This is a genomic window from Micromonospora sp. WMMD1102, from assembly GCF_029626265.1.
In the GTDB taxonomy this organism is placed as follows: domain Bacteria; phylum Actinomycetota; class Actinomycetes; order Mycobacteriales; family Micromonosporaceae; genus Plantactinospora.
Genome location: NZ_JARUBN010000001.1, coordinates 6,961,160 through 6,983,253 on the forward strand (window position 1 = coordinate 6,961,160; position 22,094 = coordinate 6,983,253).

23 protein-coding genes and 2 pseudogenes are annotated in these 22,094 nt (G+C 71.0%); 11 read left to right on the plus strand and 14 right to left on the minus strand.

The window, feature by feature from the left end; genetic code table 11:
* Positions 1–168 precede the first annotated feature (168 nt).
* Positions 169–1,053: a 1,4-dihydroxy-6-naphthoate synthase gene (locus tag O7626_RS31510; protein ID WP_278064661.1), complete on the plus strand. Its 885-nt coding sequence runs from the start codon at positions 169–171 to the stop codon at positions 1,051–1,053.
* Here O7626_RS31510 and O7626_RS31515 read toward each other — a convergent pair.
* Complete coding sequence (locus tag O7626_RS31515) at positions 1,014–1,400, minus strand: cold shock domain-containing protein (RefSeq protein WP_101368382.1); 387 nt, start codon at positions 1,398–1,400, stop codon at positions 1,014–1,016. The two genes, O7626_RS31510 and O7626_RS31515, sit on opposite strands and share 40 nt — an antisense overlap.
* Positions 1,401–1,434: 34 nt before the next feature.
* Positions 1,435–2,052: an HAD hydrolase-like protein gene (locus tag O7626_RS31520; RefSeq protein ID WP_278064662.1), complete on the minus strand. Its 618-nt coding sequence runs from the start codon at positions 2,050–2,052 to the stop codon at positions 1,435–1,437.
* A gap of 105 nt (positions 2,053–2,157) precedes the next feature.
* On the opposite strand from O7626_RS31520, the gene O7626_RS31525 reads away from it, so the two are divergent.
* Positions 2,158–4,620, plus strand: a complete 2,463-nt coding sequence (locus tag O7626_RS31525; protein WP_278064663.1) for a helicase-associated domain-containing protein — start codon at positions 2,158–2,160, stop codon at positions 4,618–4,620.
* A 60-nt stretch (positions 4,621–4,680) separates the two neighbouring features.
* Here O7626_RS31525 and O7626_RS31530 read toward each other — a convergent pair whose 3' ends face one another.
* Both O7626_RS31530 and O7626_RS31535 read right to left on the minus strand, forming a co-directional pair.
* Positions 4,681–4,935 (minus strand): hypothetical protein, encoded by a 255-nt coding sequence (locus O7626_RS31530; RefSeq protein WP_278064664.1) that lies wholly within the window; start codon positions 4,933–4,935, stop codon positions 4,681–4,683.
* 92 nt (positions 4,936–5,027) lie between these two features.
* Complete coding sequence (locus tag O7626_RS31535; RefSeq protein ID WP_278064665.1) at positions 5,028–5,912, minus strand: L,D-transpeptidase family protein; 885 nt, start codon at positions 5,910–5,912, stop codon at positions 5,028–5,030.
* Positions 5,913–6,061: 149 nt separating this feature from the next.
* Between O7626_RS31535 and O7626_RS31540 the strand changes: the two genes are divergently transcribed.
* Positions 6,062–7,741 carry a DNA repair helicase XPB gene (locus O7626_RS31540; protein WP_278064666.1) on the plus strand — a complete coding sequence of 560 codons (1,680 nt, stop codon included), beginning with the start codon at positions 6,062–6,064 and terminating at the stop codon, positions 7,739–7,741.
* 6 nt (positions 7,742–7,747) lie between these two features.
* On the opposite strand, the pseudogene O7626_RS31545 reads toward O7626_RS31540, so the two are convergent.
* Together O7626_RS31545 and O7626_RS31550 are read right to left on the minus strand one after the other, a co-directional pair.
* Positions 7,748–7,926 (minus strand): annotated as a pseudogene (locus O7626_RS31545) (DUF397 domain-containing protein).
* Positions 7,923–8,465: a TetR/AcrR family transcriptional regulator gene (locus tag O7626_RS31550; protein ID WP_278064667.1), complete on the minus strand. Its 543-nt coding sequence runs from the start codon at positions 8,463–8,465 to the stop codon at positions 7,923–7,925. The pseudogene O7626_RS31545 and the gene O7626_RS31550 overlap by 4 nt, the downstream one beginning before the upstream one ends.
* A gap of 368 nt (positions 8,466–8,833) precedes the next feature.
* Between O7626_RS31550 and O7626_RS31555 the strand changes: the two genes are divergently transcribed.
* Positions 8,834–9,118 carry a hypothetical protein gene (locus tag O7626_RS31555; RefSeq protein ID WP_278064668.1) on the plus strand — a complete coding sequence of 95 codons (285 nt, stop codon included), beginning with the start codon at positions 8,834–8,836 and terminating at the stop codon, positions 9,116–9,118.
* Positions 9,119–9,161: 43 nt separating this feature from the next.
* On the opposite strand, the gene O7626_RS31560 is transcribed toward O7626_RS31555, so the two are convergent.
* Together O7626_RS31560 and O7626_RS31565 are read right to left on the minus strand one after the other, a co-directional pair.
* Positions 9,162–9,728: a Uma2 family endonuclease gene (locus O7626_RS31560; protein ID WP_278064669.1), complete on the minus strand. Its 567-nt coding sequence runs from the start codon at positions 9,726–9,728 to the stop codon at positions 9,162–9,164.
* Between the two features lie 178 nt (positions 9,729–9,906).
* A complete protein-coding gene (locus tag O7626_RS31565) occupies positions 9,907–10,257 on the minus strand; it encodes a hypothetical protein (protein ID WP_278064670.1) in 351 nt (116 codons plus the stop codon).
* 942 nt (positions 10,258–11,199) lie between these two features.
* On the opposite strand from O7626_RS31565, the gene O7626_RS31570 reads away from it, so the two are divergent.
* The gene (locus O7626_RS31570) at positions 11,200–12,036 is read left to right on the plus strand and encodes an IS5 family transposase (RefSeq protein ID WP_278064671.1); all 837 of its coding nucleotides are present in this window, start codon (positions 11,200–11,202) and stop codon (positions 12,034–12,036) included.
* Between the two features lie 100 nt (positions 12,037–12,136).
* Here O7626_RS31570 and O7626_RS31575 read toward each other — a convergent pair whose 3' ends face one another.
* The 5 genes from O7626_RS31575 to ligD (O7626_RS31595) form a co-directional block, all read right to left on the minus strand.
* Positions 12,137–12,517, minus strand: a complete 381-nt coding sequence (locus O7626_RS31575; protein WP_278064672.1) for a hypothetical protein — start codon at positions 12,515–12,517, stop codon at positions 12,137–12,139.
* Between the two features lie 13 nt (positions 12,518–12,530).
* Positions 12,531–13,286, minus strand: coding sequence for a hypothetical protein (locus O7626_RS31580; protein ID WP_278064673.1), 756 nt, complete (start codon positions 13,284–13,286; stop codon positions 12,531–12,533).
* 25 nt (positions 13,287–13,311) lie between these two features.
* Positions 13,312–13,632: a type VII secretion target gene (locus O7626_RS31585; RefSeq protein ID WP_278064674.1), complete on the minus strand. Its 321-nt coding sequence runs from the start codon at positions 13,630–13,632 to the stop codon at positions 13,312–13,314.
* A 112-nt stretch (positions 13,633–13,744) separates the two neighbouring features.
* Positions 13,745–14,671 carry a non-homologous end-joining DNA ligase gene (gene ligD, locus O7626_RS31590; RefSeq protein ID WP_278064675.1) on the minus strand — a complete coding sequence of 309 codons (927 nt, stop codon included), beginning with the start codon at positions 14,669–14,671 and terminating at the stop codon, positions 13,745–13,747.
* On the minus strand, positions 14,661–15,650 hold the full coding sequence (gene ligD, locus O7626_RS31595; RefSeq protein WP_278064676.1) for a non-homologous end-joining DNA ligase: 990 nt from the start codon (positions 15,648–15,650) through the stop codon (positions 14,661–14,663). Before ligD (O7626_RS31595) ends, ligD (O7626_RS31590) begins: the two co-directional genes overlap by 11 nt.
* Before the next feature lie 167 nt (positions 15,651–15,817).
* On the opposite strand from ligD (O7626_RS31595), the gene O7626_RS31600 reads away from it, so the two are divergent.
* Positions 15,818–16,867: a Ku protein gene (locus tag O7626_RS31600; protein ID WP_278064677.1), complete on the plus strand. Its 1,050-nt coding sequence runs from the start codon at positions 15,818–15,820 to the stop codon at positions 16,865–16,867.
* Between the two features lie 60 nt (positions 16,868–16,927).
* On the opposite strand, the gene O7626_RS31605 is transcribed toward O7626_RS31600, so the two are convergent.
* Positions 16,928–17,848, minus strand: a complete 921-nt coding sequence (locus O7626_RS31605) for a DUF5995 family protein (protein WP_278064678.1) — start codon at positions 17,846–17,848, stop codon at positions 16,928–16,930.
* A gap of 296 nt (positions 17,849–18,144) precedes the next feature.
* Between O7626_RS31605 and O7626_RS31610 the strand changes: the two genes are divergently transcribed.
* From O7626_RS31610 to O7626_RS31630, 5 genes and pseudogenes are all read left to right on the plus strand, one after another.
* Entirely contained in the window at positions 18,145–18,648 is a 504-nt protein-coding gene (locus tag O7626_RS31610; RefSeq protein ID WP_278064679.1) for a MarR family transcriptional regulator, read from the plus strand.
* A gap of 150 nt (positions 18,649–18,798) precedes the next feature.
* The gene (locus O7626_RS31615) at positions 18,799–18,960 is read left to right on the plus strand and encodes a hypothetical protein (RefSeq protein ID WP_278064680.1); all 162 of its coding nucleotides are present in this window, start codon (positions 18,799–18,801) and stop codon (positions 18,958–18,960) included.
* 10 nt (positions 18,961–18,970) lie between these two features.
* A pseudogene (locus O7626_RS31620) lies at positions 18,971–19,330 on the plus strand (SgcJ/EcaC family oxidoreductase); the annotation flags it as partial.
* Positions 19,327–20,046, plus strand: a complete 720-nt coding sequence (locus tag O7626_RS31625) for an ABC transporter ATP-binding protein (RefSeq protein ID WP_347404819.1) — start codon at positions 19,327–19,329, stop codon at positions 20,044–20,046. The pseudogene O7626_RS31620 and the gene O7626_RS31625, both read left to right, overlap by 4 nt.
* Positions 20,043–22,022 carry an FtsX-like permease family protein gene (locus tag O7626_RS31630; protein ID WP_278064681.1) on the plus strand — a complete coding sequence of 660 codons (1,980 nt, stop codon included), beginning with the start codon at positions 20,043–20,045 and terminating at the stop codon, positions 22,020–22,022. Before O7626_RS31625 ends, O7626_RS31630 begins: the two co-directional genes overlap by 4 nt.
* Positions 22,023–22,094: the final 72 nt, after the last annotated feature.

Genomic DNA, 22,094 nt, shown 5'->3' on the forward strand with positions numbered 1-22,094 from the left:
GATGCTGCCGATCGACAGCTCGACGTGCGGGCTCCCATCGGCAGGCGTGGGGCGGGCCCGATCGGCAGGCCGCACGCGTGGGTGCGGCCAATTGCGGCGGACGTGACCTGGCCAACCGGGCGGGGACGGCAGGGTGGCGGCGGGAGGCGCCGGGGTTAGCGTTGGAGCGTGGCGCTCTCCCTGGCGATCTCGCCCTGCCCCAACGACACCTTCGTGTTCCACGCCCTGGTGCACGGGCTGGTCCCCGGCGCACCTGCGGTCGACGTGACCTACGCCGACGTGGACGTGACAAACACCGCCGCCGAACGCGGGGCCTACGACCTGGTCAAGGTGAGTTACGCGGCGCTGCCGTGGCTGCTCGACGACTACCACCTGCTGCCCTGCGGCGGGGCGCTGGGCCGGGGCTGCGGTCCGCTGGTGCTGACCCGGGGCGACCAGGCGGCCGGCACACCGGGCAGCGGCGGCACACCGGGCAGCGGCGGGGGCGGTCTCGCCGACCTGACCGGGGCGACCGTGGCGGTGCCGGGCGACCGGACGACGGCGTACCTGCTGTTCCGGCTCTGGTCGGCGCGGCGACCTCCGGCGCGGATCGAGGTCGTCCCGTTCCAGGAGATCATGCCGGGGGTGGCGGCCGGCCGCTACGACGCCGGGCTGGTCATCCACGAGGCCCGGTTCACGTACCCCCGGTACGGGCTGACCGCCCTGGTCGACCTGGGACAGTGGTGGGAGGTCGAGACGGGCCTGCCGATCCCGCTCGGCGCCATCCTGGCTCGCCGGGGTGCCGTCGACCCCGCCGAGGCGGCCCGCTGGATCCGCGACTCGGTACGCCGGGCCTGGGCCGACCCGGCCGGCACTGACGAGTACGTGCTCGCGCACGCCCAGGAGATGGAGCGCGACGTGGTCGACCGGCACATCGCGCTCTACGTCAACGAGTTCACCGCCGAGCTGGGCGCCGAGGGGCAGGCCGCGGTCGACGCCCTGCTCGGCCGGGCCGCGGCTGCCGGGCTGACCCCTCAGATCTCCAGTTCGCGGGCGACCGCGTGGACGAGCTGAGCCACCGTCTGCGCAGTCTTCCGGTCCGGGAACCGGCCCCGGCGCAGGTCCGGCTGGACCTTCGCCTCCAGCACCTTGATCATGTCTTCGACCAGGCCGTGCAGCTCCTCCGCCGGCCGGCGGCGAAGCTCCGCCATGGACGGTGGCGCGTCCAGCAGTTTCACCCCGAGCGCCTGCGCGCCCCGGCGGCTGTCCACGACGCCGAACTCGACCCGCTGGCCGCCCTTCAGGTCGGTGACACCAGCCGGCAGCGCGCCCTTCGGCAGGAACACGTCGCCACCCTCGTCACTGGTGACGAACCCGTAGCCCTTGGCCGCGTCATACCACTTCACTCGACCCGTCGGCACCTGAAACCTCGACTCCCTGATGAGATTGCTGTCCTCACAAGGCTAGCCGCATCAACCGCCGGAGCGCCTGTGGGAATCCGGTAAGGTCCGCGACCACCAGGTCGGCACCGGCCGCTCGCAGGTCGTCACCGTCGTGCGAGCCGGTGGTCACACCGAGTGCGGGGATGCCGGCGGCCCGCGCCGCCAGCATGTCCGCGACGTGGTCGCCGACGTAGAGTTCCGCGCCGTGCGTGGTCAGCGCCGTCGCCTTCTCGGCCGCGAAAAGATCGCCGACCAGCTCGTCCACCCGGATGCCGAGGTGTTCCAGGTGCAGCCTGGCCAGCGGACCGTGCTTGGCGGTGACCACCATCGACCGCAGACCGGCCGCGCGCAGCTCGGCGATCGCCTCGACCGCGCCGGGCAGCGGCCGGGACTCCGTGATCGCGTACTCCGGGTAGAGCGACCGGTAGAGCCGGACGGCCTCGTCCAGCTGGTCGGCCGGAAACCAGTTCCGCAGCTCGGTGGCGAGCGGCGGGCCGAGCCGACTCACCACGAGGTCCGTGTCGACGTACACCCCGGTCTCGGCGGTGAGTGCCCGGAAGGCGGCGGCGATGCCGGGCCTGGTGTCGATCAGGGTCATGTCGAGGTCGAACCCGACCGCAGCGGCAGTCACGCGGCCATGATCGCATGCTGGGTGGCGACCGCCCGCGTTCCGCTCGGGCAAAGGCACACGACCGACAGGCGCGACCGGCGCCCGGCCGGATAGCGTGGAAAGACGATGACCACACTCGCCGATCACCTGCGGGCGCTGCCCGACGAGGCGCTGGCCGCCCTGTTCCGGCTGCGTCCGGATCTCGCCGTGCCGGTACCGACCGATCTGTCCGCCCTGGCGGTCCGCGCCCAGTCCCGGGTGTCGGTGGCCCGCGCCCTGGACGGGCTCGACGAGTTCACCCTGCGGATCCTGGACGCGGCCCGGCTCAGCCGTGACGCAGATCATGGCGAGACGTCGACCGAGAAGATCCTCACCCTGGCCGTCGGGACCGACCGCCGGGCGGACCGCACCCCGGTCCGGTCGGCCGTCGACCGGCTCCGGGCGCTCTTCCTGCTCCACGGGCCGGAGGAGGCGCTGCTTGTCGTGCCGGGCGTGGACGAGGTCTGCTCGCCGTACCCGGCGGGACTCGGCCGGCCGGCCGCGGAACTGGACCCGGCGACGGCGGCCCTGGTCGCCGACCCGGCCCGGCTGCGCCGGACGCTGCTGGCCGCGCCGCCACCGGCCCGGGCGATCCTGGACCGGCTCGCCGCCGGCCCGCCGATCGGTACGCTGCCGGCCGCCGCCCCGGCCGGCACCGGCGCCGCCGCCCCCGTCTCCTGGCTGGTCGACAACCACCTGCTGGTGCCGGTCACCGAGCCGGGCAGCCCGGCCGGGGCGCCGACCGCCGTCGAACTGCCCCGGGAGATCGGCCTGCTGCTGCGCCGCGACTCCGGCCCACTCGGGCCGCTCCGGCCCACCCCGCCGGCCGTCGCGGGCGCGGCCCGGGAGCCGAAGGCCGCCGACTCGGCCGGGGCCGGGCAGGCGATGGAGGCGGTACGGCACACCGAGGCGCTGCTCGAACAACTCGCCGCCGAACCCGCCCCGATACTCCGCTCCGGCGGGCTCGGGGTGCGCGACCTGCGCCGGCTGGCCCGGGCAACCGGGCTGGACGAGTCGACCGCCGCGCTGCTGCTGGAGGTGGCGTACGGGGCCGGCCTGCTCGGCGAACTGGACCTGCCCGGCGCCGCCACCAGTCGCAACGGGGCGGACCAGCAGATGTTGCCGGCCGCCGGTTACGAGGGCTGGCGGGACGGCTCGCTGGCCCACCGCTGGGAGCACCTGGCCCGGGCCTGGCTCGGGATGACCCGCCAGGTGGGGCTGGTCGGCCAGCGCGACGAGCGGGACCGGCCGGTCACGGTGCTCTCGGCCGAGGCCGAGCGGGCGGGTGCGCCGGCGGTGCGCCGGGCCGTCCTCGACACGCTTGCCGACCTGGAACCGGGTACCGCGCCGAGCGTCGACGAGGTGGTCGACCTGCTCGCCTGGCGCTCACCCCGGCGCAGCCTGGGTCGGGAGGCCGGGCAGCGGGAGGTACTCGCCGAGGCGGCCCTGCTCGGGGTGACCGGGCTCGGCGCGCTCACCACGTACGGCCGGCTGCTGCTGGCCCGGTGGAGTGCCGGGGACGTCCGGCTCGGCGAGTCCGGCGACGACCCGCTCGGCGTGCGGCCGGACGCGGCCGGGGCAGCCGGTGGTGGTTCCGCCGCGGTCCGGGCACTGGACGCGCTGCTGCCGGCGCCGGTCGACCACTTCCTGGTGCAGGCCGACCTGACAGTTGTGGTGCCCGGCCCGCCGGAGCCGACCGTCGCCGCCGAGCTGGCCACCGTGGCCGAGCCCGAGTCGGCCGGCGGGGCGAGCGTGCACCGGGTGACCGGGGCGAGCGTGCGCCGGGCGCTGGACGCCGGCTATGCGGCCGAGGACCTGCACACACTTTTCAAACGCCGGTCCCGGACCCCGGTCCCGCAGGGCCTCACCTATCTGATCGACGACGTGGCCCGCAAGCACGGCGGGCTCCGGGTCGGCTCGGCCGGGGCGTACCTGCGCAGTGACGACGAGGCACTGTTGACCGAGGTACTCGCCGACCGGCGGCTCGCCCCGATGTCGCTGCGCCGGCTCGCGCCGACCGTCCTCACCACCCCGCACCTGGTGGGGCGGCTGCTCGCGGCGCTGCGTGAGGCCGGGTACGCGCCGGTCTCCGAGGACGCCACCGGGGCGACGGTGCTGACCCGGCCGAAGATACGCTGGGCACCCGCCCGGGGTTCGGTGGCCAACCGCGGCAGCGACCCGCTGGCCAAGCCGAGGCTCTCCACGCCCCGGCTGCTCGGCATCGTGGAGCAGGTCCGTCGGGGCGACGCCGCGGCGAGGGCGGCCCGCCGGGCGCCGAGTACGGTCCGGGGTGCCGCTCGGCCGGGTGCCGCCGGACCGGGGCTGCCGGCCGCGCACGCGCACACCCAGGCGCTTGCCGTGCTCCAGCAGGCGGTCCGGGACAAGGCGCTGGTCTGGGTCGGCTACGTCGACGCGCACGGTGCCACCGCGTCCCGGCTGGTCCGGCCGGTGTCGATCGGCGCCGGCTACCTGCGGGCCGAGGACGAGCGCACCGAGATGCTGCACACCTTCGCCCTGCACCGGATCACGGCGGCGGTCCTCGACGAGTGAGCTGTTAGGAGGGGGCCCTTCTACAACAGAAAGCGATAAGCGGGGGCCCTTCCTTACACCTCAGTCGCGGCGGTGCTGGCGGACCGAGCCGACGACCGAGACGATGAGCAGCAGGGTGAAGGCGGCGCCGAGCCCCTCGCCGAGGGAGTTGACGAAGCCCTGCTGCTGCACCAGCCAGCCGAAGAGCACCCAGCTGGCCAGCAGCACCGCCACGGCGGCGTACGCCAGCACGGTGGCCCGGGAGACGGGTGCCGGTGCGGGGGCGGGATCGGACGGGGGGCCTGTCTCGGACCTCACCTCGCCGTCGACCGACATCTGCGAACCTCCCGCCGCGCCGCGTCTGCGTCCGATAGTCCAGACTCGCACCTGGCCGGCTGATATGACAGGCTCACCGCCCGAATGTCACGTCAGGTCCCCGGACGCCGCCCCAGCACGTGCACCCGGGTGCCGACCTTGCCGAGCTGCCACATCCGCCGGGCGTCGGCCGGCAGCAGGTTGACGCAGCCGTGTGACCCGATCCCCTTGTTGTGCAGGTAGGTGGTGGTCTCGTGGAAGCCGATCCCGCCGACGAAACGCTGCCAGTACGGCAACCACACCTCGTACGGGTCCGACCACTCCCTGGTGTTCCGGAAGTTGACCTTGTAGGTGCCGGCCGGGGTGGCGTACCCGGACATGCCGGTGCGGGTGACGGTGGGCGCCATCACCACCGTGTCGCCGCGCATCGCCCAGACGGTCTGCAGGGTCAGGTCGACGCAGAACGTCGTACCGCTGCCGGTCCTGCACTTCCCGGTGTCGGTGCGGGCCAGCCGGCGGGCGACGTCGGCGGTGGTCGGCCCGGCCCGGCCCTCGGCGGGGCGGATGTCGTAGCGGCGCTGGAACTTCTTGATCGCGGCGCAGTCGGCGGCGGACTGCCGGCCGTCGACGGTGACCCGGCCGAACCCGCCGAGCCGGGCGAGGTAGCCCTCGACCTCGCGCTGCCGCTCCCCCTGTGGGCAGCCGGTCGGCGCCTTCGGCGAACCGCTCTTGGCCGGCTTCTTCGGCTTCTCCGTCGGCGTGCCGGTGCCGGGTGCCCGCTTGGGCGGGGTGGTACGCGGACTCGGGGTGGCCGATGCTTCCCGGTCCGGCGCGGGCGGCGCGCTCGCCCCCGTTGCGTCCTCCGCCACCTCGACCGGCGGGAGCCCTCCAGCTGCTCCCGACTGGTCCGACTGCGGATCAAACGCGCACGCACCGGCGCCGAACAGGACGACCGCCGCTAGAGTGATCAGACCGGTGCCATGACGCGCCAGTACCATCTGCCCTCCCCAGAAGCCGTCGACAGCTAGACGCACGGGAGTACCGCTCTGGTTGCACCAGGTGAAGAATTTTTCCGGGTTGATCCGCGTCGTGCAAGACTTGAGGGTCGGCGCGTGGGACGCCCGACCCGGAACGGAAGGGCGTGAGCGTGAGCGGCGGACCACTCATCGTGCAGTCGGACAAGACCCTGCTGCTGGAGGTCGACCACCCGGACGCGGTCGCCTGCCGGATGGCGATCGCGCCCTTCGCCGAGCTGGAGCGCTCGCCGGAACACGTGCACACCTACCGGCTGACCCCGCTCGGCCTGTGGAACGCGCGGGCGGCCGGGCACGACGCCGAGGGCGTGGTCGACGCGCTGCTGCGGTTCTCCCGCTATCCGGTGCCGCACGCGCTGCTCGTCGACGTCGCCGAGACCATGGACCGGTACGGCCGGCTGCAACTCGTCGCGCATCCGACACACGGCCTGGTGCTGCGCGCGGTGGACCGGATGGTGCTGATCGAGGTCGCCAAGAGCAAGAAGCTGGCCGGGATGCTCGGCGCGAAGGTCGACGACGACACGATGGTCGTGCACCCGTCCGAGCGGGGTCGGCTCAAGCAGGCGCTGCTCAAACTGGGCTGGCCGGCCGAGGACCTGGCCGGCTACGTGGACGGCGAGGCGCACCCGATCGAGCTGGCCACCGCCGGTGCCGACGGGAAGCCGGCCTGGGAGCTGCGGTCCTACCAGCGGGAGGCGGTGCAGACCTTCTGGGCCGGCGGGTCGGGCGTGGTGGTGCTGCCCTGCGGGGCCGGCAAGACCCTGGTCGGGGCCGCCGCGATGGCCGAGGCGAAGGCGACCACGCTGATCCTGGTCACCAACACCGTCGCCGGCCGGCAGTGGAAGCGGGAGCTGATCGCCCGCACCTCGCTGACCGAGGAGGAGATCGGGGAGTACTCCGGCGAGCGCAAGGAGATCCGCCCGGTCACCATCGCGACGTACCAGGTGCTGACCGCGCGGCGCGGCGGCGCCTTCACCCACCTTGACCTGTTCGGCGCCCGGGACTGGGGCCTGGTGATCTACGACGAGGTGCACCTGCTGCCGGCGCCGATCTTCCGGTTCACCGCCGACCTCCAGGCCCGCCGCCGGCTCGGCCTGACCGCCACGCTGGTCCGGGAGGACGGCCGGGAGGGCGACGTCTTCTCGCTCATCGGCCCGAAGCGGTACGACGCGCCGTGGAAGGACATCGAGGCGCAGGGCTGGATCGCCCCGGCCGACTGCACCGAGGTGCGTGTCACGCTCACCGACGCCGAGCGGATGACGTACGCGGTCGCGGAGCCGGAGGAGCGCTACCGGGTGGCGGCGACCGCCCGGACCAAGCTGCCGGTGGTGAAGGCGCTCGTCGACCGGCACGCCGACGACCAGGTGCTGGTGATCGGCGGCTACATCGACCAGCTGCACGAGCTGGGCGAGACGCTCGACGCGCCGATCGTGCAGGGCTCCACCACCAACAAGGAACGGGAACGCCTCTTCGACGCGTTCCGGGCCGGCGAGGTCTCCACCCTGGTCATCTCCAAGGTCGGCAACTTCTCCATCGACCTGCCGGAGGCGGCGGTGGCGATCCAGGTCTCCGGCACCTTCGGGTCGCGCCAGGAGGAGGCGCAGCGGCTCGGCCGGGTGCTCCGACCCAAGGCGGACCGCCGGCAGGCGCACTTCTACACCGTCGTCTCCCGGGACACCATCGACACCGAGTACGCCGCACACCGGCAGCGCTTCCTGGCCGAGCAGGGGTACGCGTACACGATCGTGGACGCCGACGACGTACTCGGGCCGCCACTGCCCAGCGTGGACTGAGCAGCGTCAGGCGCCCTCACGGGTCAGCCGGACGAAGGCCCGCCAGGCCTCCGGTTCGAAGGTGAGCGCCGGCCCCTGCCGGTCCTTGCTGTCCCGGACCAGCACCCGACCGGGAAGGTTGTCGGCGACCTCCACGCAGGTCCGGTGCCGGTGCTGCGAGTTTAGGTCCGCCAGCGCGCGGTCATCGCGTCGAACACGTTCCGGCCTTCGCTGCGGCGACGGCGGCCGCTGCGGCCTGTTCGGCGACGGTTTCGTCGATCGGTTCATGGGTGACGAGCATCCGGTAATAGAAGGGTGCGCCGAGAGTTCGGATCACCTCTACCGGGTCGGTGTCGGTGGGTAGATCCCCGCGCTTAATGGCGTGTCGCACGAGCTCGGCTGCCAGGTCGTTGCGGGCCTGGAAGAAATCGTGCAGCGCCTGCGCGGCTCGCGGGTCGTGTACGCCCGCGGCGATCAGGCCGAGCATTATCGGACGCCAGGCCGGGTGGGTGTAGAAGCGGTAGATACCCAACGCCAAACCGTGCAGGTCCAGCTCTATCGAACCGGTGTCCGGCAGGGGCACCTCGGCCATGGACAGGTCGTGGAGGAGTTCGGCGAGTAGGCCAACCGGGTCGCGCCATCGACGGTACACGGTGCTCTTGGCGACTCCGGCGATCTCCGCGACGCGTTCCATGCTCAGGGCGGGGTACCCGTGGGCCTCCAGTTCGGCGCGGGTGGCGGCCAAGACGGCGGCGCGGACACGTTCGGTGCGCCCGCGGGGTCGCACTGTTCCAGGGGCCGGGCGGTCGTCGGACAAGAGCGGCTCCTCTCTCGGGTGATCGGCGTCCTGTCCAGCTAGCTTAACGCAACCACGTTCTCTTTTGCCCACCCCCATCGAGGCGTTAAGAAAACGACGGTTGCGTTAGCGGTGCTGCGGTGCCACCTTGAACACGCTTAACGCTACTATGGTTTCGTTAACATCGCCGTGCAGGCACATACGTCACGGCAGGCCGCTGCCGCAAGACCGACGTTGCGAGCCCAGCTCACCGGGGCCATCAGGGCCACGCGGGTCAGGTCTCGCAGATCGGAACACTGGACGCAGGGAGATACACGATGGACACAGGCAACAGGGGCTTCTCCGAGTCAGGGCTGCGCAGACTGCGCGACGTGCTGGCCCGGCACGTCGAGTCCAGGAGGATTCCCGGGCTCGTCGCCCTGGTCAGCCGGGGCGGTCAGACGCACGTCGAGGCGCTCGGGAAGCTGCCCGACCGCCGCGTCCGCACGAAGACCCGCATGATCAAACGCTCGAACTCCAAATACCAAGCCCGCGGACCGAACGTCGACCGCCGCACCTACAAAGCGACCACCAGCATCGACGTCATCACCAACGACCCTTGACCAACCAGCCACCGCCCTAACTGAACGGCGTTGGGACTAGAAGTCAAATCTGGTTGAGATCGACCTCGACAGAGAAGGGCACGGTCAACTTCACGACGCCGGTGAAGATTTCGCCATCGCGGTAGCGTCCGGTCGCCGGGTCGAGAACGTACGTGTAGACGAGAGGCGCCCCGGTCAGGGCCTGTTCGACACGCCAATAGAACTGGATGCCAACCCTCGCGTACTGATCAGCCTTGACGATCCGATCGGTCGTCTCCGAGCCAGGAGAGACCACCTCGACCACGAGGAGCACGTGCTCGGGCCGGGTCGGAGTGACGTCGATGGTGTCCGCCCGGTAGACCGTGACGTCAGGACGACGGTTGTTCAGCGGCACGTCCTGGAGCCGGACATCGAAGTCGGTGTCGGCGTTCCAATCAGGCCCCGCAGCGGCGTCCAAGGCGTTCGCCAGAAGCCTGGCCAGGCGGTTATGCCGCTTGGAGGCGCTCGGACTCACGAGGACCATCCCATCCACGATCTCGATGCCCACACACTGCTCTTCTGTCCACGTCGCGTATTGCTCGGCCGTGACCTGCTCATGCATCCAGGCCGGCGCGACCATCTCGACAGTCATACACACCTCCTGAATCGTGGCCGGCTGCCAACCTCAAGGTACCGTGGCTCTGGCGACAAGCAGACCTCTCGACACTTTTATGCCGATTTGTCCCCGATTCAACCTCCGACTCAGCGCCCTCAATCATCGGCAATCTGAACCAGGGCAATCTGGACTGGATGCAGTCGGCCGCCACATTTCAGGGCAGGAGCAGTCGTTCAAGGCGCTCGACAGCACGCAGTGCCTCGCCCCGGTGCTTGGCCTGTTTCAGCCAGCCGGGCAGTCGGGACACCACCGAGGCGTTCGCCGTGCCGTGCCGTTCTCGAAGCCCGGCCCGCAGGAACTCCTTGAGGTAATCGAGGTGATGCGTGTTGAAGGCCCACAATGTGTGACCGGCGCAAGGGGTCTGCAGCCACAACGGCAGACCGAAGCAGTTGTCCACCAGAGCTGCGGGCACCATGACCGGACGCAACTCGTAGATCGCGTTGGTCGTGGCACCGCAGCCGTCGCAGTGCAGGGTGACGAATCGATGCTTCGGCGCCGTTTTCACCTGGCGATCCACGTACATCCGGCGCCCGCAGTGACCGCACCGCTGCCGCATGCTGATGACTGCCGGACCAGCCCAGCTGTCGGGGAGGTGGCGTCGACAGTGGCCACATTCACAGCCGGCGGGCCTGTGTTGTCGGCGCGAGAACCCACAGGTCACGCAGGCGACTGCCGCCGGCCGCCAGGTCCGCCCGGCGCCGTCCCATTCCCGCGAGACCCTCGCCGCCGCGCGGCACTGCGGGCATTGAACGACGAACTCACCGGAAAAGCGGGCCAGCCGCCGCCCATCGTCAACGAAGCGCCCCTTCATCACCGGCCGAGTGTAGGCGGCAGGATCGGGTACGACCTCGAGATTTTCACCTCAAGGGTTCGTATCCGTCCGAACAGTGAAGGGTTGCGTTGTCAGCGTCTGCAACGCCCGGCAGGCCCCGGCACTGGTTGGCGGCGACCCGCCGACCGGCCGATACTCGACAGGTGATCTATGCGGCGGCGGGCGACTCAGCACGAGAGTGCGACGACGCCGAACCCGTCGACCTTGACTGGGAGCGAGGCAGCAAGGTTGACCTGAGGGTCATCAAGCAGGCTGCCGTGCGGGAGGGGCGTCCGGAGTCGGAGTACTTACGGAACGGCTGTTCCTGCGATCGGCCCCGGCCCAGATACCGGCGTGGCTGCCCGTTGCTCCGCGCGGTCCACACCGGTATCTGCCGGACATTCCGAAGAGGGTTTCAGCAGGTGTATCCGATGTATACGGCGTACCGGATGACCCACGTCGAAAGGTGACCCAGGTGGGTTTCCCCTGGCCCCACACACGGATAGTAGTCCGTGCCCCAGAAATCCGTCGCCCGGAGAACCACGCGAGTGTTGCCGCAGTGATTGTAAGAGCGCGTTTTAGATGTGGTCGCACGGCGTGTGCGTCGGTAGGTGAGGCAGTGGTCGATGTGCCGGTATGGATCGATCGCGCCGGTACCCCTCCGACCTGACGGACCTACAGTGGGCGCTCATCGAGCAGGTGCTACCGCCGCCGAAGTGGATGGGCCGCCCGGAGAAGCACTCCCGCAGGGCCATCGTTGACGCGATCTTGTACGTGGTGCGGACGGGCTGCGCCTGGCGGTACCTGCCAGCGGACTTCCCGCCGTGGCAGACCGTGTACGGCCGGTTCCGGCAGTGGAACAAGACCGGCGCCACCGAGAGAATCCTGGACGAGCTGCGCGAACAGGTCCGGATCAGCCAGGGCCGCAACCCGCAACCGAGTGCGGGGATCATCGACTCCCAGAGCGTCAGGACCGCCGACACCGTCCCGACGACCACCCAGGGCTACGATGCGGGCAAGAAGATCAGTGGGAGGAAACGGTTCGTCGTCACCGACACGTTGGGGCTGCTGCTCGTGGTGTGCGTGGTCGCGGCGAGCGTGCAGGACCGAGACGGCGCGAAGGGCACCTTGCTGAGCCTCTACCACGCCCTCGGAGTCCGATACGTCCTCGCCGATGGCGGCTTCGCGGGTGTACTCGTCGACTGGTGCCAGCGGTTCCTGAAGCTGACCTTGGAGATCGTCCGCAAACCCAAAGGGCAGAAGGGATTCGTGCTGATCCCCCGCCGTTGGCCGGTAGAGCGCACGTTCGGCTGGTTGATGCTCCACCGCCGCCTGGCACGGGACTACGAAACCCACCCGGAGGTCTCCGAACACATGATCCGCTGGGCCGCGATCAACGGCATGCTCGGCTACCTCGCCCGCGGCGGACCCGCCACCCGCCAACCCCGACGCACCTTCCACACGCCGGAGTAGCCACATCTAAAACGCGCACTCACATCGGCTGTGGCTCTCGATCGCGGCCAGAGCACGTACCCGCGAGGCAGCGGTTCGACGGTGTCGTCCCCGCGTGCCGTCAGTACCCGTCGGGGTGGTCGCGGAGCCAGCGTTCCCGGTCCCGGCGTTCCCAGGCCAGCCGCTCGCGCAGCGCGGCGAACTCCCGCTCGCCCTGTGCGGCCAGCTCGGCCCGTTCCTCCTCGGGGATCTCCGCCCAGCGCTCGATGAACTGGTCCACCCGCGCGTCGACCGCCGAGGCGAAGACCGGTGTGCCGGCCGCCTCGCGCAGCCCGCGCCGGCCGGCGAGTACGTCGGCGACGAGCCGGCGGAACTCCGGGTCGTCGGTACGCTCGCTGAGCACCTTCAGCGACTCGCGCAGGTGTCGGGAGAGCGCCGGGTCGCCCCCGGCCACGTCCAGCATCGGCTCGTCCTGCTCGTCCTGCTTGTTCGGTCGGGTCATCTGGTCCTCCGGCTCATTCCCGGTGGTGCGAGACGGGCGGTTCCTTCGGCGGCCGTACCGCCGGGTGGTCGTACTCCCGGGACGGCAGGTACGGCAGCTTGGCGTTCTCCACCTCGCCGAGCAGCCCGGCGACCACCCCGGTGTACGCCTGGGCGATGTTCCAGAGGTGGTTCTGCACACTGAGGATCTGCTGCCACTTCGCCGCCGCCTGACCGGCGGTGAAGGCGATGCTGGCACCGCCGAGGAACGGCCCGATGACGGTCACCGCCGAGGCGGCGGTCGCGGCCATCTCGATCCCGATCGCGATCAGCAGGTCGGTCAACCCCTCCAGCAGCCCCTTCAGGGCGCCGGCCGTCTCGTAGACGCTGAACGCGGTCGTCTCCAACTGGTGGCCGAGCGAGACGAGGACGCTGATCTGCCCCCGGAGCACCTTCGAGATCCCGCTGAAGTACTCGTCGGCGGCGTCGGCGGCGTTCCCCTCCCAGCCGTAGCCGACGGTGGCGACGGCGGAGTTGACGGTGCTGGCACAGGCGTCGTTGAAGGCGCCCAGATGCTGCACCGCCTGGCCGGCGGTCTGTAGCGCCTGCCAGTCGCCGGTCAGCTCCTCGGCGAGCCACTGCCACGGGTTGGTGCCGCAGACGAACTCGGCGGCCCGGCCCAGCCAGTACGACGGGCTGATGTACTGCGGCAGCCCGAGTACGTTCTCCAGGGTGTCGGGGATCGGGTCCTGCGCCTTCGGCTCGACCAGGTCGTCGATGGGTGCGGCCATGCCGGTCGTGCTCCTCCTCGCCCGCTCAGTACGTCCGGTCGAACTTCTCGGCCGAGGCGACGTCCGTGTTCTGGTAGTAGTCGGCGGCCCGGTCGACCTCTTCGGCGGACAGGGTGAATACGTTCGCGAGCTGGGCGTAGGAGATCGTCAGCGTCCCCCTGACCCGGCTGACGGCATCGAAGACCGTCTGGTAGAGCGGCCCCTTGGCGCCGCTTATCTCCAGCCACCGGTCGGTGTAGCGCTGCGCGGCCTCGGCGTCGTCGATCAGCCCGGCGATCTCGGCGCCGAACTCGCGGATGACGGCCGGCTCCGCCTTGAAGTACGGCACCCTTTCCCCCCGGGTCACGTCTGCACACGGTCGTCGGACACGACGACGATCCCGAGGGTGCCACCGGGCGGCTTCAAACCGGCTTCACCCGGAACCCGAACCGAACCCCACCCGGGTACGGGTCAGCGGGCTACGGCAGTTCCGGGCCGCCGTCGAAGAGCCCGACCAGCAGGTCGCCGTACTCCTCGATCCGGGCCAGTGCCTCGGCGGCGGGGAACTGGCGGACGGCGCCCGCCTCGCCCCCGGCGGCGGCCTCGACCTCGGCCCAGGTCAGCGGGGTGGAGACCGACGGCACCGGCTGGGCCCGCAGCGAGTACGGCGCCACGGTGGTCTTCGCCGCGTTGTTCTGGCTCCAGTCGATGAAGACCTTGCCGGGGCGGAGCCGCTTCGCCATCTGGGCGGTGATCGACTTCGGCGCCTCCCGGGCCAGCTCGTCGGCGACCCGCCGGGCGTACCCGGAGACGGTGTCGGCGGACTGCCGGCCGGAGATCGGGCAGAGCAGTTGCATGCCCTTGCGCCCGGAGGTCTTCGGATAGCTGTCGACGCCGTCGACGGCCAGCCGGTCCCGGATCAGCAGGGCGACGCCGCAGCACTCGGCGAGCCCGGCCGGCGCGCCCGGGTCCAGGTCCATCACCATCAGGTCGGGGTCGGCGCCGACCTGCCACTGCGGGGTGTGCAGTTCCAGCGCGGCGAGGTTGGCCAGCCAGACCAGGGTCGGCAGGTCGTCGCAGACCACGTAGTCGAGCATCTCCCGGCCCTTGGTGGAGCCGGGCACGGGCAGCCGTTCCAGGCGTACCCAGTCCGGGGTGCTGGCCGGGGCGTTCTTCTCGAAGAAGAAGTTGCCGTCGACGCCGTTCGGGTAGCGGATCCGGGTCAGCGGCCGGTCCCGCAGGTGCGGCAGCAGTGCCTCGGAGACCCGGGTGTAGTAGTCGATCACCTCGCCCTTGGTGAACCCGGAGGCCGGATAGAGCACCTTGTCCAGGTTGGACAGTTCGAGGGCCCGGCCCTCGACCTCGACCCGGACCCGCTGCTCACGCGCCCGCTGCTCACCTGCCATCGACGTTCCCCACGTCCGGGACGTCCAAGACGTCCAGCACGTCCGCCACGGTCTTGTCGGCGCGCAGCCGGCGGACCCGGGGGAACCGCAGTCGCCCGTCCGGGGTGCGCTGGCCGTACTTCACCTCCACCACGATGTTCGGGGTTACCCAGATCGCGCCCCGGGCATCCTCCCGGGGCACCGGAGTCACGAACGGCGATACGCCGCTGCGCAGCGGCTCCAGCACCGCCAGCAGTTCCCGCTCGATCGCCGCGCCGATCCCGCCGCCGACCCGGCCGCGATAGACCAGCCCGCCGTCCGGTGCCGGCACCCCGACCAGCAGCCCGCCGATCCGGCGTACGCCGGGGCGCCAGCCGCCGACCACGAAGTCGTCGGTGACCTCCAGTTTCACCTTCACCCAGTCCGGCGAGCGCGCCCCGGCCCGGTACACCCCGTCGACCCGTTTCGAGACCACGCCCTCCAGCCCGTGCTCGCCGGCCGCCTGGTAGGTCGCCGGGCCGTCCGGGAAGACCGGCGGCACCGCCCAGCGCGGCCCGCCCAGCCCAAGGTCCTCCAGCGCCGCCCGGCGCCGGGAGTACGGCCAGCCGGTCAGGTCCGTCCCGTCCCGGCCCAGCAGGTCGAAGATCATGTACGTCACGGGCAGGCTCGCCGCCAGCCGGGCGGCCCGGCCCGGCTCCCGGACGTGCATCCGCTCGGCGAGCGCGGTGAACGACGGCTGCCCCGATTCGGTCAGCACCACCACCTCGCCGTCCAGCACCGCCCCGGCGAGTCCGAGCCGGCCGAGCTGGTCGCGCAGGCCGGCGAGTTCCGGATAGGCGGCGGTGATCTGCACCCCGGATCGGGCGTAGAGCCGCAGCTCGCCACCGGCGAAGTCGGAGATGGCGCGGACCCCGTCCCACTTGAACTCATGCACCCAGCCGGGGCCTGCGGGCAGCTCCCCGGTGACCGCGAGCATCGGCTTGACCGGGGTGCCGGGCACGGTCCCCACTCTAGGTCCGCACCGAAACACTCGCGCCCGGTTCGATCCGGTGCGATCCTGGATCGAACCGGTCGTCCGCACCGGCAGCAACGCGGAGTACCGGCTGCTCGGGGGCACTTTCACTCGACGGGGTGAATAACCGCCCGGAGAGGGGAAGGTACGACATCATGCGGGCTATCTGGCGCGGGGCCGTCTCGTTCGGGCTGGTCTCGATCGGCGTACGGGTCTACTCGGCGACCGAGGAGAAGGACATCCGGTTCCACCAGGTGCACCGCACCGACGGTGGCCGGATCCGCTACAAGCGGGTCTGCTCGATCGACGGCGAGGAGGTCAGCTACGACGACATCGCCAAGGGATACGACATCGGCGGGGGCGAGATGGTCATCCTGACCGACTCCGACTTCGCCGAGCTGCCGCTGAGCACCTCGCACGCGATCGACGTACTGGAGTTCGTCCCGGCCGAGCAGGTGGACCCGATCCTCTACAACAAGGCGTACTTCCTGGAGCCGGACGGTGCGGCCGCGAAGCCGTACGTGCTGCTCCGGGACGCGCTCACCGACTCGGAACGGGTGGCGATCGTCAAGGTGGCGCTGCGGCAGCGCGAACAGCTCGCCACGCTGCGGGTCCGGGAGGGCGTACTGCTGCTCAACACGATGCTCTGGCCGGACGAGATCCGCCGGCCCGACTTCGGCTTCCTCGACGAGGACATCAAGGTCCGGCCGCCCGAGCTGGCGATGGCGAGTTCGCTGATCGACTCGATGGCCGGCGAGTTCGAGCCGGACGTCTTCACCGACGACTACCGGACCGCCCTCCAGGAGGTCATCGACGCCAAGGTCGAGGGCCGGGAGGTGGTGCAGCCGGAGGAGGTCGAGGAGGCTCCGGCGGCAGCGGTGGACCTGATGGCCGCGCTGCGCGCCTCGGTGGACCGGGCCCGGGCGGCCCGGGGCGAGGAGCCGGCCGGAGCCGGCGCCGGCCAGCCCACCCCGATCTCGTCGGCGAAGTCCGCCAAGGCCGCCGCCGCGAAGAAGGCGGCAGCGAAGAAGACCGCCCCGAAGAAGGCTGCGGCGAAGAAGACGGCGGAGAAGTCCACCGGGGCGAAGAAGGCGGCCGAGGGCGGCGGGAGCGCCGCCGGGTCGGGCGCCGCGAAGTCGGGTACGGCGAAGAAGGCCGGGACGAAGAAGGCCGCCCCTAAGAAGGCACCGCGCAAATCCGCCTGACGTGTAAGGAAGGGCCCCCCGTTATCGTTTTCTGTTGTAGCGGGGGCCCTTCCTTACACGTCAGTACGGCGGGGGGATGCCGAACGGGTATGCCACCGGCGGCGGGTCGGCGTTGTGCGCGGCGCAGTACGCCGCCCGGGGGGCAGGGCCGGTGAACGGCGGGACGTAGCTGGTCAGTGTGGCGATGCCGGTCGCGATCGCCACCGCACCGGCCTCGATGTCGAGTTCTACGAGGCTGCGGGCGAAGGGCGTACGGGCGTTCGTCAGCCGTACGGCGTTGCGCCAGGCCTGCTCCCGCCAGCCGACCAGCAGGCCGAGGGCGGCGCTGGTCGGGATGCCGGTGTCGAAGCCGGCGCGGTCGAGCCGGGCGACCAGTTCGGCGAGCAGCGGGTCCATCACCGCGGCCAGGATCTCGTTGACCTTGTCGTGGTCGGGTTTCCGGCTGCTGCCGTCCGGCGCGGTCAGTCCGACCCGTTCCAGCACGTACGGCAGGTCGCGGTTGATGTGTGCGTTCATCCCGAGCAGCAGGTCACCGGCACCGCTGAGCCGGCGGGACCGGGCCGCGTCGAGGGCGGCCAGCCAGGCGCCCGGTACGGCGGAGCGCCGCCCGGCGGCCCAGTCGTCGTACGCCCGGTAGTAGTACTCGGCGAAGAGTGCGCCCTCCCGGTTGACCCAGGCGTTGTCGGCGAAGTACCCGTCCTGGTCCCGCCCCCATCTGAAGCCCTCGGTGGTGCGCAGGTAGGCCAGCGTGAAGGTGGCATGGTGGTCGCAGGACCGCCCGAGGGCGCCGAACCGTTCCCGCAGCCGGGCGATCGTGTCGGCCACGCAGTCGTCGTCGCCGTCCGGGCAGGTCTCCGGGATGACGGCCCGCACCGCCGCCCCGGCCGTCCCGGAGCCCGACGGCGCGGCGGCGACCACCGGGGCGGGCGGAAGCACTCCGGTCACGCCCAGCGTCGCCACCAGCAGGGTCCGTGTCGCCACCCACCGTCCCATGGCCCGCCTTCCTCAGATGATGATCGACGTCAATGCATGGACATCATCTCGGATCTGAGTGACCAGTCAGGAACATAGGTCCGATACCCGACTCCACCGGTGAGAACACCTCGATGATCCACGACCTGCTCGGATGCCACTGGTCCGGTTCGCCCGGGTTGTCGCCGCCGCAGGCGCCTGCCACGACCCGGTGCGCCCCGGCGTCGCCCCGAACGCGGCTCCCGGGCCCGGTCGTTACGGTCTGGGTAGGCGGCCGGCACAGGGCCAGGAAGGATGGGCGGACGATGAGTAGCCGCGAGGAGCTGATCGGGGCCCTGGTGGAGGAGATGCCGTGGTACATCTCCGCCGCGGTGCGACTCCAGGTTGCGATCGCCCACCAGCTCGACATGCCGGTCACCGACCTGCACGCGCTGGGGGCGCTGCTGGAGACCGGGCCGGCGGGGGCGAGCCGGCTGGCGGAGTTGCTGGGCATGACCACCGGGGCGGTGACGCGCCTGGTGGACAGGCTGGAACGCGGCGGTTACGTACGGCGACAACCGGACCCGGTCGATCGACGGCGGGTTCTCCTGCAACTTGTTCCGGAGCGCGTTGCTGACATCGCGGAGTTCTACGCACCCATCGGTGCCCGCTGGCAGCGGAACATCGACCGGTACTCCGAGGCCGAGTTGGAGTTCCTGCTCGAGTTCCTCCGGCAGGGGCGCGAGGACAGCAAGGCCGAGACCGCGAGACTGCGCACCGACGGGCGGGCGCACGGCAGCCGACGCCGCCGGACCAGCGGTGACGACTGATCGGCCACTGAGCCGACTCAGGGATCACCCCGAGTTGGCCCCTATTCCTGCTTGAAGCACTAGTTGCTTGAAGCAGCTAATGCTTGACTTGCTTCCGCAGACACCCGGTCTCGGCACCCGAGATCCCGACCCGTCAGCGGAAGGTGCCCCATGGAAACCAGACGTTCCACCCTCGCTTCGTTCTCTGCGGTCCTGCTGGCCGCCATCGTCGCGCTGACCGCCTGCGGGCCGGGCACGAGCGACGAGAAGGCGAGGTTCTCGGCGTCCACGCCCCCCGGGCACGTCCGCCCAGGATGCGCCCACAGCCACTGACGAGGCCGCCGTCCGGCGTCTCCTCGACCAGATCAACGACGCGTGGGCGCGCGGCGACGCGGCGGCGTACGCCTCGTTCCACACCCCGGATGCCGACCTCGTCGACTTCCGCGGTACCCACGTCGTCGGCCGGGATGGAATCGTCGGTCTTCTCCAGCCGGCCTTCGACACCGTACTGAGGAACACCCGGGTGGAAGCACGTATCGTCGACTTCCGGTTCCTGTCGCCCGCGGTGGCGATCTTCCACACCGAGGGAAAGATCGTTCCCACCGGTGACGAGTCGGTGCAGACCTTCGTGGCGACGAAGGGTGCCGACGGATGGTTGATCGCGGCATTCCAGAACACCCGCATCCAGGCCGGCCAGGAATGAGGCCGGTGTCGCACACCCACCGCCGCGCACCGCGCCCTCGGCCGGTGCTGTCCGGCGCGGGACTCACGAAGAGGTACGGCGACAACGCCGTCCTGCACCAGACCTCACTGACGGTCCATCACGGGGAGTCGGTTGCCGTCATGGGACCGAGCGGATCGGGGAAGTCGACGCTTCTCTACTGTCTGTCAGGCGTTCTGACACCCGACAGCGGAGACGTGTTCTTCGACGGGATTCGTGTCAACGAACTCTCGGACTCCCGACGGGCCGAGCTGCGCCGGTCCGACTTCGGGTTCGTCTTCCAGTTTCCCGGCCTGCTTCCGGAGTTGTCCGCCGACGAGAACGTGGCGCTTCCGCTGATGCTCGCAGGTACCCGCCGCCGGGAGGCGGTTTCGCGGGCCCGGCGGATGTTCCCGGCGCTGGGCCTCGACGGTCTCGAGCGACGACGCCCCGGCGAGCTTTCGGGCGGCCAGGCCCAGCGGGTGGCGATAGCCCGTGCCCTGATCCTCGAACCGGCGGTGGTGTTCGCCGACGAGCCGACCGGCGCGCTCGACACCGAGACCGGCGACCACGTCATGTCACTGCTGGTCTCGACGCTGCGGGCCAGACAGGCGGCGTTGGTCCTGGTCACCCACGACGAGCGGGTTGCCGGCCGATGTGACCGGATCGTTCGGGTGGTCGACGGTCGGACGTCCTCCCCTTCGAGGAGTGCGGGATGATGGACGGGCTGTGGCTGCGGCTGTTGCGCGGCAGCGGGCGGTCCGCCCGCCTCGAGGTCGGCCTGCCCGTCGTGGCCGGCGGCGTCATCACGTTCGTCCTACTGATCCTGCTGGGGCTTCAGCAGGGGCTGGACGATCGAGCGGATCGGACGGCATGGCGCACCCCCGACGCGGCCACCAGCGAGCCAACTGCGGTCCAGGGCGGATTCACCGACTACGTCGGAGAGCAACCGTTGGCGGTCATCGAACTCGCCGCGCTGACCCGGGAGCCGCCTGCCGTGCCGGGCATGGGCAGGTTTCCCGCCCCCGGCGAGGTGTGGGCCTCACCCGCCCTCGCCGAGTTGATGGCGAAGCGGCCGGCGGACCAGCTCGCCGACAGGTTCCCCGGCCCGGTCACCGCCGAACTCGGTCCCGCCGTCCTCGAGGGTCCCGACGAACTCGTCGCGGTGGTCGGTCGGAGCCCGGACGATCCCTCGATGACGGACGACCGGGCACCCCATCAGTGGAACCATGCCGCCTCGATGACCCCGACCAGGATCGACGGCTGGTCGACCACGCCGGACCTCTACCAGACCACGTATCGGGACATGGCTCTGCTCGCCGTCGTCCTGACCGCCCTTCCGCTCAGCGGCCTCGGCGGGCTCGCCTCCCGCCTGATGGCGGGACGCCGCCACCGGCGGTTGGCCACCCTTCGGCTGCTCGGCGCCACCACCTCGCAGGTGGCCCGACTGACCAGCTTCGAACTGGCCACGTTCACCGGTGTCGGAGCCGTCTGCGGCGCTCTGCTCCATCGGATCTTCGGGCCGACGGCCGCCCGGGTACCGATCAAGGGCGGCGGCTGGTTTCCGCCGGACGTCACCCCGGGAGTTCCGCTCACCGTCGCCACGGTCGTCGCGGTGGTTGTCGTGCTGACCCTCGGTGCACTGATCGGCCTCCTACCGGCGGTGCGCGACCCGTTGGCCACCTACCGCGAGGCCCGCCCTCGTCCGGCACGGACCCGCTGGTGGAGCGTTGTCTTCATCGGGGCCGCGGTGGCACTCTTCTGGATCCGCAGCAGCAACCCCTTCGTGAGCGTCGGGTTCACCGCAGTGGTGGTCCTCGGCTGGGGCCTGGTCTCGACCGGCCCGTGGATCGTCGCCGCGCTCGGCAGGCTGCTCGCCGGACGAGCCCGGGGGCCGGCGACCTTCCTTGCCGGACGGCGCCTCTCGGACAGCCCGCAGAGCGCATGGCGGACGGTCGCGGGTATGGCGTTGGCCTCCTTCGTGGCCGGCTTCGCCGCCGCCGGCCTCCCGGTCGGGCTCGGCAACGCCGGCCAGTACGCGGCCGGAAAGGACCGGCTCGAGATCGTCATACCTGCCGACTCCCTCGACGCCACCGTTCGGGGAGCCGAGGCGGTGCTGCGGACCGCGGCCGTCCGGGCGAAGGTCGAGGCGACCGCGCCACCATCCTGGCTCGACGACGGATGGGCCACACTCGCCCTCGTCGGGCCGCAGTCCACGGAGCGGGACCTGGCCCGCACCGCCATGATCGAGGCTGGCCTCTGGGGGCCGGAGATGAGGATGGCCGAGGACCTGCCGACCGTGTGGCTGGTACGGGACGGAACCGTGATCGGCCTCCTCGTACTGCTGATCGCCGCACTTGTCGCACTCACCTCCATGGTCGTCGGTGCGATCGCGCGGATCTTCGACCAACGGGAGACCCTGATCGCCCTCAACCTGGCCGGTACTCCCCAACCGGTCCTGCTCGCGGCGCAACGTCGCGAGGTGGTGCTGCCGACCGCAATGCTCGGCGGGACAGCCGCGGTCGCGGGACTCGCCAGCGGATCGTCCCTCGGAGCAGCCAGCCTGCTGAACCCCTACAGCCTCGGCATCTTCGCGGGCCTCCTGGGGGTCGGTGCGATGGCCCTGCTACTCGCCGACCGGACGACACGCCCGATCCTGCGACGAGTCTCCACCGATTTCTCCGAGCGGCCGTAGGTCACCGGGATACCGTCGCCGGCCACCGAAGGTTCGGGGCGGCCCGGGCGGCGGCGAGCGGCGGCGGCAGGA